Source organism: Marinomonas sp. MED121 (assembly GCF_000153025.1).
Lineage (GTDB): Bacteria > Pseudomonadota > Gammaproteobacteria > Pseudomonadales > Marinomonadaceae > Marinomonas.
Genome location: NZ_CH672436.1, coordinates 61,334 through 74,559 on the forward strand (window position 1 = coordinate 61,334; position 13,226 = coordinate 74,559).

At 39.9% G+C, this 13,226-nt stretch carries 11 protein-coding genes; all 11 read left to right on the plus strand.

Annotated elements, in window-relative coordinates; all coding sequences use genetic code 11:
• The first annotated feature begins 228 nt into the window (after nt 1-228).
• The 11 genes from MED121_RS23045 to MED121_RS23095 all read left to right on the plus strand — a co-directional run bounded on the left by MED121_RS23045 (nt 229) and on the right by MED121_RS23095 (nt 13,083).
• Entirely contained in the window at nt 229-993 is a 765-nt protein-coding gene (locus tag MED121_RS23045) for an IclR family transcriptional regulator (protein ID WP_009836210.1), read from the plus strand.
• Nucleotides 994-1,070: 77 nt separating this feature from the next.
• Nucleotides 1,071-2,951, plus strand: coding sequence for a methyl-accepting chemotaxis protein (locus tag MED121_RS23050; RefSeq protein WP_009836211.1), 1,881 nt, complete (start codon nt 1,071-1,073; stop codon nt 2,949-2,951).
• A 528-nt stretch (nt 2,952-3,479) separates the two neighbouring features.
• Nucleotides 3,480-4,352, plus strand: a complete 873-nt coding sequence (locus MED121_RS23055) for a sugar ABC transporter permease (protein ID WP_009836212.1) — start codon at nt 3,480-3,482, stop codon at nt 4,350-4,352.
• 2 nt (nt 4,353-4,354) lie between these two features.
• A complete protein-coding gene (locus MED121_RS23060; protein WP_009836213.1) occupies nt 4,355-5,290 on the plus strand; it encodes a carbohydrate ABC transporter permease in 936 nt (311 codons plus the stop codon).
• A gap of 8 nt (nt 5,291-5,298) precedes the next feature.
• Entirely contained in the window at nt 5,299-5,904 is a 606-nt protein-coding gene (locus MED121_RS23065; protein ID WP_009836214.1) for a DUF624 domain-containing protein, read from the plus strand.
• 4 nt (nt 5,905-5,908) lie between these two features.
• A complete protein-coding gene (locus MED121_RS23070) occupies nt 5,909-7,126 on the plus strand; it encodes an AGE family epimerase/isomerase (RefSeq protein ID WP_009836215.1) in 1,218 nt (405 codons plus the stop codon).
• On the plus strand, nt 7,113-8,195 hold the full coding sequence (gene ugpC / locus MED121_RS23075; protein ID WP_009836216.1) for a sn-glycerol-3-phosphate ABC transporter ATP-binding protein UgpC: 1,083 nt from the start codon (nt 7,113-7,115) through the stop codon (nt 8,193-8,195). Before MED121_RS23070 ends, ugpC begins: the two co-directional genes overlap by 14 nt.
• A 187-nt stretch (nt 8,196-8,382) precedes the next feature.
• On the plus strand, nt 8,383-9,387 hold the full coding sequence (locus MED121_RS23080; RefSeq protein ID WP_009836217.1) for a LacI family DNA-binding transcriptional regulator: 1,005 nt from the start codon (nt 8,383-8,385) through the stop codon (nt 9,385-9,387).
• Nucleotides 9,388-9,534: 147 nt separating this feature from the next.
• Nucleotides 9,535-10,899: a phosphomannomutase/phosphoglucomutase gene (locus MED121_RS23085; protein ID WP_009836218.1), complete on the plus strand. Its 1,365-nt coding sequence runs from the start codon at nt 9,535-9,537 to the stop codon at nt 10,897-10,899.
• A 13-nt stretch (nt 10,900-10,912) separates the two neighbouring features.
• The gene (locus MED121_RS23090; RefSeq protein ID WP_009836219.1) at nt 10,913-11,905 is read left to right on the plus strand and encodes a glycoside hydrolase family 130 protein; all 993 of its coding nucleotides are present in this window, start codon (nt 10,913-10,915) and stop codon (nt 11,903-11,905) included.
• Between the two features lie 8 nt (nt 11,906-11,913).
• Nucleotides 11,914-13,083, plus strand: a complete 1,170-nt coding sequence (locus tag MED121_RS23095) for a glycosidase (RefSeq protein WP_009836220.1) — start codon at nt 11,914-11,916, stop codon at nt 13,081-13,083.
• Nucleotides 13,084-13,226: the final 143 nt, after the last annotated feature.

Genomic DNA, 13,226 nt, shown 5'->3' on the forward strand with positions numbered 1-13,226 from the left:
AAATAAGGGTTATGCTGAGGTCTCAATATAATACAAAGTATCGCTTATTACTTAATTTCAGTGAAGGATAAATTCAGTTGTGTTTTTTAGAAAACTTGTTGTGATTGATTTAATAGCAGTCATAATAAAAATGAGGTAACAAAATAAGTTGTGCTTGAAGGGGGGCTCTCGATACTATTTTCACTTAACGTACTTATAATGATATCGATATTAATGACAGGATATAAAATGAGAGTTCAGCGAAGAGAAAAAGGTTCATCTATTACCAGGGTACTTGAAATAATCGAAACTGTTTCTCTGGCTGAGAGACCTTTGTCCCCCGCTGAACTAGGATTTTTACTTGATATTCCTAAGCCCAGTATACATCGTTTAATACAGTTGCTAGAAGCAGATAATTACGTGCAAATTAATATGCGTGGTTTGCTGGTTCCTGGTGACCGAATGCATAGTATTGCTTTAGGTGTTTTGCACAGCAGTAGGTTTAAAGCGTTACGTCAGGCCATATTAAAAAATTTAGCTCATACTATTGGCGAAACTTGTGGTATCGCGATACCAGATGGCATTGAAATGATTTATTACGATCGAGTACAGACAAATTGGCCGCTGCGGGTTCATTTACCTATCGGGTCTCATACACCCTCTTGGTGTACTGCCAGCGGTAAACTTTATTTAAGCTCTTTACCAACAGAGCGACGCTTGCGCATTATCGACAAATTGCCATTTGATCAGCTTACTCGTAATACTTTGACAGAGTCTGACTTACTAGAAAATGAACTATTAAAAATTCAGAAGTGTGAGTTAGGGACTGATAATGAAGAGTTTATCGATGGGATGGTGGCTTGTTCTGTTCCAATTAAAGATCAAGATGGTAGGCTGTTTGCCTGTCTATTTACGCACGCACCAGTGATCAGAAAAGACTTAAATGAATTATTAACTTTTGAACCAATATTGCGTCATTCAGCCATAGAGTTAGGTGGTTTATTAAAAGAGTAAGAATAACTAAGTAAAATTTGAAATAGTGCTATATTAAACACTTTTATAGTGTCGCTATTTAAAGAGGTTATGGAAATATGAAGAAATTTAAAATTAAACTGATAGGATCACTTAGTATAAGTGTTATTGCTATAATAACACTTATTATAACTTTAAACTATAACTCATTTAAAGATGAAAGTATCGCTCTTAATAAAACCATTTTAAAACAGAGCAATTTAACTATTGAGTCAGTATTAACTGAGAGGTTTAATGCCTACAAAGATTTCATCTCTGCTGTGGATGTTAGCGCAGATGACATAACTTCAAGTGGTCTATCTTCAAATGTCATTGCAAAGTTAAAAACTGTATACAAATCACAACGGAGGATAACTGATGGTATTTATCTGTTTAGAGATAATGGTGATATTTATGATGTAAAAGGTAATTTTTTAGATTTTAATGTTAAAGAGCTTAATCGTGAGTATTACAATGCGCTTTTCAATAATGGGGAAACTTTTTATATATCATCTCCTTTTAATTCAGCAGTATCAGGTAATGAGGTTTTGGGAATGGCTTATAAAATAAATAATTCTTTTGCTGTTCTGTCAACTATCAAATTGGAAGCTGTTTTAGGTGAGCTTATTAGCTTAAAAAATTTATTTATGTATACCAAAGAGGGCACAATACTGATTGCTCCATATCCTGACTTCATCGGGAAAAATATTTTTTCAGAGCGCCCTTTGTATAAAAGATTCAACAATAACAACCCTGTAATGTCATACTCTGCAACTGTTGACGGAAAAGTTAATGAATTTACAGCGTTTTGGGGTAAGTTAGAGGTAAATGATTGGGCATTTGTTTCTTTTGTAAATGATAATCTTATAGAGGAAAAGGTTCATTTTCAGCTAATATATTCTCTGATTACAGGCGTGATTTGTTTGATAATTACAGTATTTATTTTATCAGTATTAATCCAAAAACTAGTGCTTATACCAATAGGAGGTGCTCCTAGAGATATTGAATTACTTATGGCTAATATGGCTGAAGGTAGAATACCTCAAAGTTTAGTGAAAACAGACAACGAAACAGGGATATATAAGTCCTTGGTTAACTTATCGGATCAACTATCAGCACTAATTAAGAATTCCCACAGTATTTCTGAAAACGTAGCATCGGCATCTCAAGAGTTAAATGTAGTGATGAATAATACCTTATCCAATGCTCAACTTGAAATGGCACAAGTAGAACAAATTTCAACCGCAATTAGTGAGCTGTCATCTACCTCAAATGAGGTAAGTGGTAAAGCAGTAATGGCTGAAGAAAAGGCACAAGAAGCACAATTTAGTGTGTCTGCAGGAAAAAATAAACTAGCAGAAAATATTAGTTTATCAAAAGAGATCAACATATCGGTAGCTGATACCGCAAAGTTAGTTAATGAGTTACAAGAATTTGCGGTGGAAATTGGCAGCGTAACAGATGTTATAAAAGGAATTTCTGAGCAAACAAACTTACTTGCTTTGAATGCGGCAATTGAAGCAGCACGTGCTGGTGAATACGGAAGAGGGTTTGCTGTTGTAGCAGATGAAGTACGTAACCTAGCCTCTAAAACACAAAAATCAACAATAAACATCCAAGATTTGATAGAAAAGCTCCAATTGCAATCGGAGAAGGCTAATCAAAATATGAAGAAGAATGTCAACTTAATAGAAAATTCAGTGGTACTCGCAGATAAAATTGATTCTTCTTTTGAAGATATTTTTGTATCTGTAGAGTCAATTTCTGAAATTAATACTTTGGTTGCAACTGCTTCACAGCAGCAACAAAGTGTGACAGAAGACGTTTCTCGCAATACAACTCAAGCGCTTGACTTAGTAAAGGATAATGTCTCAGCTTTTAATCAAAGCCTTCAGGCTTCAAATGAGCTTTCGCAGCTATCAGAGTCACAAAAAAACGAGCTTTCTTATTTTAAAGTTTAACCTTACTCTAACAAAATAGTGATCAGAATCTTTAGTTTGATATCTGAGAAAATCTATTAAATAAATGACGCCGGTTTTGTGATAAGTCCCAGCTAATAGCTTGGGTCTATCATTGTGATACTTTATTGCTGTGTTTAATTATCTTTCAGGTTTTTATAACGCCATATGTAATCATATAAGGTAATTATTCAATCTGCTTTCGATCTAACTCGTTAGCATGGATATTTTCTTTATATTTTGCTCTGTCTGGTAGTGGATCATTAAGGCCTGATGCTGGCCTTATACAGACTCTATTTTTCGGAACTTAATAAAATTTCCTTGTACATATTAAATCGTAACGTTACCATTATTTCGGTTGGAAGAATTGTCGTTAACTTTTTAACCTAGGCATTTTAGTTTTATGTCATTAATGGTTAGAGGTTATCGCTAGAATTTTGCCTAACCTAAGAAGGCTAGTGTTTTTTAGCCAAGGAAATTGTTCTTAATTGAAGTAAGTCTCGAGTTAAGTCGGGCAGCATCGGAGAAACCATGTTTAACCTTACTCTTAAGCAGCAGCAGCGAATAATCATCTTAGCTTTTTTAGCTATACCGTTAGGGTTGTTGTTTACCTTTTCATACTATCCCGCTAGTCAATTGTTCTATATGAGTGTGACTGATTGGGATGGATACGCACCTGTTAAAAACTTGGTTGGCCTAGATAATTATCAATATATGGTTGAAGAGCCTGACATCTTGGGACCATTGCTAAACACTTTGTACTATTTTGTCGGCGCGGTGATTCAGTTGGTGTTGTCTTTATGGTTTGCAGTGTTAGTTAACACTAAGCTCGCGGGCCGAAACTTTTTTAAAACGCTGCTATTTATTCCCTTTGTTTTAAACGCCGTAGCTGCATCGATGGTATTTCAAATTTTCTATCAAGTGGATGGCGCCTTCGATAACTTCTTAGCGGCTTTGGGCTTAGATGCTTGGATCATGCCCTGGTTAATGGATAGTGACGTAGTTAACTGGTCATTGGTTGGTGCTTCGGTATGGCGTTACCTTGGTTTTAATCTAATCCTGTTTTTTGGTGTGTTGCAGTCTATTCCTCAAGACCAATATGAGGCAGCTAAGATCGAAGGTGCAGGTGAATGGGATCAGTTCCGCTATATAACTTTACCCTCTATTAAGTTAATCATTGGCCTTCAGGTATTACTCGCTTTTGTTGGTTCTCTATCGGTGTTCGAAATTCCAATGATCATCACCAAAGGCGCAAATGGTACCAAAACCTTTGTAATGGCAACTTTAGAAACAGCATTTAACTTCAACGACTTTGGTTTGGCATCTGCAATGGCAGTACTCCTACTGTTGATAGTGGTGTTGTTTATGATTCTTCAAAAAGTATTGTTCGGAGATAAGGCATAATTATGAGTAGTCAGCAAGTTTCCTCTATGACTCCCACGGCCTCTTTAGCTAGCCAGGTCAGAACCGGGGATGAAATTAAAAAAGCCCGCTTTATTGGTAAGTTGAAGCAGCCTCGCTGGGTATTCTGGACACTGTTTAAGTACATGACCTTAATACTAGCTTCTGTGGCTGTATTAGTACCACCTTTTGCTGTGCTATTGGCATCATTTAAAACCTCAAAAGAGTACTACACCACCAGTAAAGTAGCGCTGCCTGAAAACTTCTTGAACTTTGACAATTACATCAAAGTGTTTGCTGATGGAAACTTAGGGTTGGCGTTTACTAACACCGGTACCATCCTGATTATTTCACTATTCTTTACGGTAGTTTTTGGTACCCAAGTTGCCTATGTGTTATCGCGATTCAACTTTAAAGGCAAAAAGCTAGTGCTGTTGGCTTATGTGATTGCAATGGTGGTACCTGCAGTAACAACACAGGTAGCAACGTTTGAGGTAATTAAAGCACTTAATTTAATCAACCATAAAGGGTCCGTAATCATGTTATACATCGGTGCCGATGTAGTCATGATTTATATCTTCTTGCAGTTTATGAAAGGCATCCCACTAGAGCTGGATGAAGCTGCAAAAATTGAAGGTGCATCTTATTTCCTAATTTACTGGAAGATAGTTTTACCGTTGTTAAAGCCGGCGACTGCTACGGTAATTATTTTGCGTACCATCTTCATTTATAACGACTTTTACTTTCCATTGCTTTACTTGCCAGAGAAGTCTCAAGTGACCGTTTCTACAGCCTTATACAAGTTTACTTCTGTATTTGGTACTGAGTGGACCACTATTTCAGCCGGCATCATTATCATTTTGATCCCTTCAATTGTTGTGTTCCTACTACTGCAGAAACAAATCTACGCAGGTGTTACAAACGGCGCAGTGAAAGGGTAATTGTAATTATGAGCCAAGCATCCCCATTAATAACTTTTTGTAATTGGTTTAGCCAACTGGTTGTGATGAATTTGTGTTGGATGCTTATGCTTGTGTTGGGAGCTGGAGTGTTTGGCGTAATCCCAGCAACTAGCACCTTATTGTTAATATTTCGTCGTTTCATGAATAAGGGCAACAAAACCGGTTTGACTGATTTTTTTTGTGAATGGTGCAAAGAGCTGGTGGTTAGCAACGTAGTTGGCCTTCCCATTATATTGATGATGTTTTCTCTTGGCTGGTATTTACATTGGGCACTTGGCAGTGATACCGAAATATTACAGCTGCTTAGCTTGGCTATTTTACCTTTGCTGGCATTTTTGATGATGTTGTTGAGTGCATCAATTCTTCAAGGGAGCATATTCCGAGCATCAGCAAAGCAACGCTGGAGGCTGGCTTTGAGCCTATTGCGTAGCCACCCAAGTTTACCATTTACCCTTATTTTGGTGAGTGCGTTGTGCGTGTTAGTAGGCCTGTTTTCACCCATCGTGTTTTTGTTGTTTGGCATAACGCCAGCCGCCTTATTGGTATTGGCATGGTATATCCACAAATTTCCTGATTTGAATAAAAGTAATTAAAAATATGAAACTAAAAGACTTTAAGCAAGAAATGGCGCATGAGGTAGATAACAATATCTTGAGCTTTTGGCTTGAAATGATAGACGAGAGCAATGGTGGTTTTCACTGTTTTGCTGATTTCAATGGTACCGTTGATAAAGATCATGACAAAGCCGTTCTATTGCATTCTCGAATACTATGGAGTTTTTCAGCTGCGCATCGGATTCTTCCAAATGAGAAGTATTTGGCAGCCGCAAAACATGCGTATTTGTTCATAAAAGAACAAGCTTTAGACAGCGAGAGCTGCGGAGTTTACTGGATGCTCGATAGCAAAGGTAAAGTGAAAGACCCGCAAAAACATATCTATAACCAAGGTTTTGCTATTTATGCTTTAACTGAATATTTTCGCATAACTAAAGATCAAGAAGCGCTTGATATTGCCAAAGGCTTATTTGAACTTATTGAGTCAAATGCTTACGACCAGGTCAATGGCGGCTATATCGAAGCATTTGACCAGCATTGGCAGGCCATAGAAAACCATCTTGTATGTGATACCGCAGAAGAAGTTCTGGCTGAAAAGTCGATGAACACCCATCTTCACATATTAGAAGCTTATGCAAATTTGCATCGAGTATGGCCTAATGAACTGGTTGAGCAACGCCTTAGTGAGTTACTAGTGTTGTTCCGCGACACCATTGTTGATGAACATTTACACTTTGGCTTGTTCTTTAGTCGCGATTGGAAATGTGTGTCTAAAGATGTGTCTTATGGTCATGACATTGAGGGTACTTGGCTGTTAGACGACGCTGCAGCTTGTATCAGCAATAAGCAACTTTCTGCGAGCATTTATGCGCTAACTACCAAAATGGCCGATGTGACCCTGATGCAAGGCAGAGATGCTGATGGCGCTATTTTCAATGAGTTACAACACGGAAAAATGTTAGACAGTGATCGTATTTGGTGGGTTCAAGCGGAAGCAATGGTGGGCTTTTATAATGCCTTTCAAAAAGACTTTGACTCTAGGTATTTGGGGGCTGCTCAAGACTGCTGGAAAATCATTAAACATCAAATTGTAGATATGAAAAATGGAGAGTGGCATTGGAAAACCGATCGCCAAGGTAATCCATATACCGGTGAAGCGAAAGTTGAGCCGTGGAAATGTCCCTATCATAATGGCCGCGCATGCCTAGAAATTTATTCAAGAATCACCAGTTATGAGGAAAATAGCTATGCATGCTGTTGAAGTTAAAGCGTTAAATAAAGCCTACGGTAAAAATGTAATTATCGACGGTATTGGCCTAGAGATGGAAGCCGGTGGATTTACTGTTCTGCTTGGCCCATCGGGTTGCGGTAAATCAACGTTATTGCGTTTGATTGCAGGCCTAGAGGATGTAACAGCAGGGGGCATTTTTATCGGAGATAAAGACGTAACCTTAGAAGATCCGAAAAACCGCGATATAGCGATGGTGTTTCAGTCTTATGCGCTATTTCCACATATGACCGTTTCGGAGAATATCGGCTTCGGCATGTTAATCAACAAAAAGCCAAAAGCAGAGATAGAGAAGCGTGTTAAAGAAGTTGCTCAGTTACTACAGATTGAACCTTTATTAGATCGAACTCCAGCTCAACTGTCGGGTGGTCAACGTCAAAGGGTAGCAATTGGTCGTGCGTTAATGCGTAACCCTAAAGTGTTTTTGTTCGATGAGCCATTAAGTAACTTGGATGCAAAACTGCGTGGTGAGATGCGCTTAGAGCTTAAAAACCTGCACGCTAAACTAAACGCTACCATTTTGTACGTAACTCATGACCAAATCGAGGCGATGACCTTAGCGACGAAGATTGTGTTGTTAAATAAAGGAGAGATCCAACAAATTGGTACTCCTTATGAGATTTACAATCAACCTAGTAATGTGTTCGTAGCCAAATTTGTTGGATCACCACAAATCAACTTGTTAAAAGGTGAGTTAATGGGAGGCGAAGGTGACTGGAATGTATTGGTGAATGATATCCAGATTCCTATCCCAAACTATGAGTTTACTAAACAACCCAAGAAAGGCATGCAGGTGTTGCTAGGTATTCGTCCAGAGCATATTACCCAATCGCCGCTTAATAGCGCTTTTGAAACTGAGCTCACTGTAACAGCGTTTGAAATGACTGGATCAGAAACCTTAGCTGAGTTCGACATGCACGGCCAGCCAGTGAGAGCCAAGTTAGACGCAAATATTCAGATTAAGAACGGCGATAACTTTGGCTTGCACTTTAATCTGCAAAATATTTCGTTATTTAACGCAGAAACAGAGACCAGATCGTAATAATCGCTCCTTATGGGAAGTTTGTTTTTTGGTTAATTGAGCAAGGTTAATCGAAAGCTTTGACATGATTTGTAACTTTTGCATTTATAGGTGAGTATTCTATCCATACCCTTGTGGCTAAAGGGAGGGTGTGAGACCATTTTAGCTGAAATCGTTACGAATTTTTGTATAGGAAGTGAAGGTGATCATGGCAAAGGCAACGTTAAAAACTATTGCAGAATATACGGGTTTGTCTGTCACTACAGTGTCAAGGGCATTGAAAGATGGTGATGATGTAAAGCAACCCACCAAAGAAATAGTTAAGGCTGCAGCCAAAAAGCTTGGTTATCGACCCAATCTCTCTGGTGTTGGGCTTCGTACTGGTATTAACTACAACATTTGCGCAATTTTACCGGTAACCAAGCCTGGTGATATTGTCGGTGATGTTGGCTCACTTGCACTGATCGAAGGTCTCACCGCTGCACTTAAAGGAACACCTTACCACCTGACTGTATTACCAATGGCTCCGGATGAAGACCCAATGGAGCCTGTAAGGTATGCATTCGAAAATAACCTTTGTGGCGGTATGATTTTCAACTTAACTAAAACTCAAGATGAACGCGTTGCTTATCTGCATAACAACGAGATACCGTTTGTCACCTTTGGCCAAACGGAAATGAGTATTGAGCATCCATATGTGGATATCGATAACCATGATATGGCTTATCGTGCGGCAAGGCAGCTTTATGAGCAAGGGCGCAAAAATATTCGCTTGTTAAGTTCTTCTCATGATTATACCTATGCATGGCATAAGTATTACGGTGCGCGGCGAGCAGCTAGAGAGTTTGGTTACGACTTTGAGATTGAGAAAAACATTATTTTAGATTCCGATGTTGACGACTATCGTAAACTTGGCAACAAAATGATGTTGGGCGATCAAGCTCCTGATGGCTTAATTTGTGGTTCTGAAATCAGTGCCTGTGGTTTGCTGGCCGGGATCCAAGATACAGGCAAGACTATTGGTGAAGATATCGATGTGGTACTGGTAGAGACGTGTGATCTCCCAAGCTTTTTTATGCCGCCAATTTCGGGTTACAGACAAGACTTTCACCAAGTGGGTCGAAAGTTGATTCAACACTTGCTGCGCCGAATTAACGGCGAGACGGTTAAGCATCTGCAGACTTTACAAAAAACGGTTTATTATCAACGTTAAACGTCCAAGTAAACAGATTCGCGTGATTTGTAGCTTTAATGGAAAACGAGTTACAAGTCACATTCCCTAGTTTTTAGCTTACATTCTCTTGAATTAAGCTTTTTATATTGCAAAATGGTAACGTTACGATTTGGAGTGAATAAGACAATGCATAATACATCTGCTTTTAAAGCTTACGATATTCGAGGTAAGTTACCTGAACAACTAAATAACGATTTGTCTTATCGAATAGGCAGAGCGTATGCGGACTTTCTTAAACCTAAAAAGGTTGCTGTAGGCTACGACATTCGCCTTAGTAGCCCAGAGTTTGCCAAGGCAGTTATTAAAGGCTTAAACGATAGTGGTGTAGAAGTTTTAGAGCTAGGCTTAGTTGGCACCGAAGAAGTTTATTTTGCCACCGACCATCTAAACCTAGACGGCGGAATAATGGTTACAGCTAGCCATAACCCTAAAGATTACAACGGCATTAAGCTGGTAAAAGAATCTGCTAAACCGATTAGTGGAGATAGTGGTCTTAATGACATTAAAGCCTTAGTGGAAAGTGCTGACTATTCTGCCCCTGTTGAGTCTATTATTACTGGAAAATCGAAACGTTACGACGTATCTGGGGAATATACTCAACACCTACTGAGCTTTATTGAAGCTGCAAAATTAAAACCGCTTAAAGTTGTCGTTAATGCCGGCAACGGTGCTGCTGGCCATATGCTTGACAACTTAGAAGAGCATCTTCTGTTCGAGTTTATCAAAGTCAATCATCAACCTGATGGCAACTTCCCAAATGGGATCCCTAACCCACTGTTGCCGGAGAATCGTGAAGATACCCGCAAGGCGGTGTTAGCCCACAAGGCTGATTTTGGTGTCGCATGGGACGGAGATGTAGATCGTTGTTTCTTATTCGACGAAAACGGCGACTTTATTGAGGGGTATTACATCGTTGGTTTATTGGCAAAAGCATTTTTAGCTAAGCAGCCTGGTTCTAAGATCATTCACGACCCGCGTTTAACTTGGAACACCATTGATATAGTGGAAGCCGAAAAAGGTGAAGCAATACAAAGTAAAACTGGTCACGCCTTTATCAAAGAGCGGATGCGCGCAGAAGACGCAGTATATGGTGGCGAAATGAGTGCACACCATTATTTCCGCGATTTTGCTTATTGTGACAGCGGAATGTTGCCATGGTTGTTGATCGCTGAGCTGGTATCCAATGGAGAGCTATCTCTATCGCAATATGTTGAACAGCAGCAAGCTAACTTCCCAATTTCCGGGGAAATCAACAGTACCTTAGGTCATGCAAAAGCTGCAGTTGACGCAGTTATGGAAGCATTCAAAGAAGAAGCCTTAGTTGTAGATAAAACCGACGGCATCAGCCTTGAGTTTGAACAGTGGCGCTTCAACTTACGAAGTTCTAACACCGAACCGGTTGTTCGATTAAACGTTGAGTCACGAGGTGACCGCGCACTGATGGAACAAAAAACACAACAAATTTTAAATATTCTAAAACAATTTAATTAAGCTGGAGTAAGCAATGACAGTAAAAATTTTGGGTGAATCCCTACCAAATATTCCATGGGAAGACCGCCCTGCCAATTGCCAAGATGTAATGTGGCGTCACAGCAACAATCCAATTATCGGTTGGAATCCGTTTCCAGCTGCAGCCCGTGTTTATAACAGTGCTGTAGTACCGTTTAACGATGGCTTTATTGGTGTGTTCCGTTCTGACTACAAAAACGGTCGTCCACACCTGCATGTTGGATACAGTCAAGACGCTTTAAGTTGGGAATTTGAAGAAGAAGCTATTCAGTGGGTAGACGCTGAAGGTAAACCATTTCAGCCTACTTACGCTTACGACCCTCGTGTAGTAAAGCTAGATGATACTTATTATGTTACCTGGTGTACCGACGATCATGGCGCAACCCTTGGTATGGGCATGACTAAAGACTTTAAAACCTTTACTCGTCTTGAGAATGCCTGCGTGCCGTTTAACCGTAATGGTGTATTGTTCCCACGTAAAATTAACGGTCAATATGTATTGCTTAATCGTCCATCAGACAGCGGTCATACGCCATTTGGTGATGTGTTCTTAAGCCACAGTAACGATATGGAGTACTGGGGTAAGCACCGCCATGTAATTGGTAAAGGTGGTGAAGGTTGGTGGCAAGGTACCAAAATTGGTGCAGGTCCAATTCCGATCGAAACCAGTGAGGGCTGGTTAATGATTTACCACGGTGTTTCAGGTACTTGTAATGGTTTTGTATACAGTATTGGTGCTGCCATTTTGGATATCGATGAGCCTTGGAAAGTTAAATACCGTACACGTGATTATTTATTAACCCCAGAAAAAGAGTATGAAACGGCTGGCTTTGTGCCAAATGTAGCCTTTCCTTGTGCAGCTTTAGCTGATGCAGACACCGGTCGTATCGCTGTTTACTACGGTGCAGCAGACACCTATTCAGCAGTTGCATATACCCAAGTTGATGACTTGGTTGAGTACATTAAAAACAATTCTGAGGTTTTTTAGAGGATATTATGTCGGTATTTCAACAACGATTAGCAATGCTGCAGGCAGAGCACCAGCACTTACACGCTAAAGTTAATCAAGCAGAGCTGCCTGGAAACGGCGTATTTTTGCGCTACAAGGATCCTGTCCTAACAGCCGCGCATGCCCCATTAACTTGGCGTTATGATCTAAATGCTGAAACCAATCCTTTTTTAATGGAACGCCTTGGTATTAATGCAGTGCTTAACCCTGGCGCAATAGAATTAGATGGTAAATTTTACATGGTTGCCCGTGTAGAAGGACATGACCGCAAATCATTCTTCGCAGTGGCCGAAAGCAACAATGGCGTCGACGGTTTTACTTTTTGGGATAAACCTTGTGAGATCGGTGAAACAGATGTTCCCGATACCAATGTATATGACATGCGTTTAACGCGCCATGAAGATGGTTGGATTTATGGTTTGTTTTGTACGGAGCGCAAAGATCCAAACGCCGCTCCTGGTGATGAATCATCAGCAGTAGCGCAGTGTGGCATAGTTCGAACAAAAGACTTAAAAATTTGGGAACGTCTTGCTGACCTTAAAACCAACTCAGCTCAGCAACGAAACGTAGTGCTGCATCCAGAGTTTGTTGATGGCAAGTATGCTCTTTACACTCGGCCTCAAGACAGCTTTATTGAAGCTGGCAAAGGTGGTGGTATTGGGATGGCGTTTGCTGACTCAATGACTGATTGTGTAGTAGATGTTGAGCATGTAATTGAGCCAAAAACCTATCACACGATTAAAGAGTCTAAAAATGGTCAAGGGCCTGCACCGATGAAAACCGATAATGGCTGGCTGCATATTGGCCACGGTGTTCGTAATACAGCTGCCGGTTTACGTTATGTATTGTACTGCTTTATGACCGACCTTATTGACCCGATGAAAGTAACTCATCGACCAAGTGGCTACTTCTTAGCTCCAGAAGGAGAGGAGAGAGTGGGCGACGTTTCTAATGTCGTGTTTTGCAACGGCATGGTAGCGCGAGATAATGGTGAAGTCTATATCTATTACGCTTCTTCAGATACTCGTTGCCATGTACTGACTACTAGTATTGACCAGCTAGTAGATTATGTGACCAACACGCTAGAGGATCCGTTAGACTCAGCTGGTTGTGTGAAGCAACGAATTGAGTTGATTGATCGTAATTTAGCGCTATAAAAACACCTTTTTATCGAAACAAAAGCGGCCTTTAGTCGCTTTTTCGTATCGATGTTATATGTATTTGAATGGTTATGAATTAATGCAAATATAAACTCTCAAGTCTACGTAGGTGTATTAAGTAAAAAACTTTGTTAACACTC

Excerpts from the sequence above, each read along its gene's own strand:
- MED121_RS23070 (WP_009836215.1), top strand. The coding sequence starts at position 5,909 with ATGAAACTAAAAGACTTTAAGCAAGAAATGGCGCATGAGGTAGATAAC.
- MED121_RS23060 (WP_009836213.1), top strand. The coding sequence starts at position 4,355 with ATGAGTAGTCAGCAAGTTTCCTCTATGACTCCCACGGCCTCTTTAGCT.
- MED121_RS23095 (WP_009836220.1), top strand. The coding sequence starts at position 11,914 with ATGTCGGTATTTCAACAACGATTAGCAATGCTGCAGGCAGAGCACCAG.
- MED121_RS23045 (WP_009836210.1), top strand. The coding sequence starts at position 229 with ATGAGAGTTCAGCGAAGAGAAAAAGGTTCATCTATTACCAGGGTACTT.
- MED121_RS23085 (WP_009836218.1), top strand. The coding sequence starts at position 9,535 with ATGCATAATACATCTGCTTTTAAAGCTTACGATATTCGAGGTAAGTTA.
- MED121_RS23080 (WP_009836217.1), top strand. The coding sequence starts at position 8,383 with ATGGCAAAGGCAACGTTAAAAACTATTGCAGAATATACGGGTTTGTCT.
- ugpC (WP_009836216.1), top strand. The coding sequence starts at position 7,113 with ATGCATGCTGTTGAAGTTAAAGCGTTAAATAAAGCCTACGGTAAAAAT.
- MED121_RS23065 (WP_009836214.1), top strand. The coding sequence starts at position 5,299 with ATGAGCCAAGCATCCCCATTAATAACTTTTTGTAATTGGTTTAGCCAA.
- MED121_RS23090 (WP_009836219.1), top strand. The coding sequence starts at position 10,913 with ATGACAGTAAAAATTTTGGGTGAATCCCTACCAAATATTCCATGGGAA.
- MED121_RS23050 (WP_009836211.1), top strand. The coding sequence starts at position 1,071 with ATGAAGAAATTTAAAATTAAACTGATAGGATCACTTAGTATAAGTGTT.
- MED121_RS23055 (WP_009836212.1), top strand. The coding sequence starts at position 3,480 with ATGTTTAACCTTACTCTTAAGCAGCAGCAGCGAATAATCATCTTAGCT.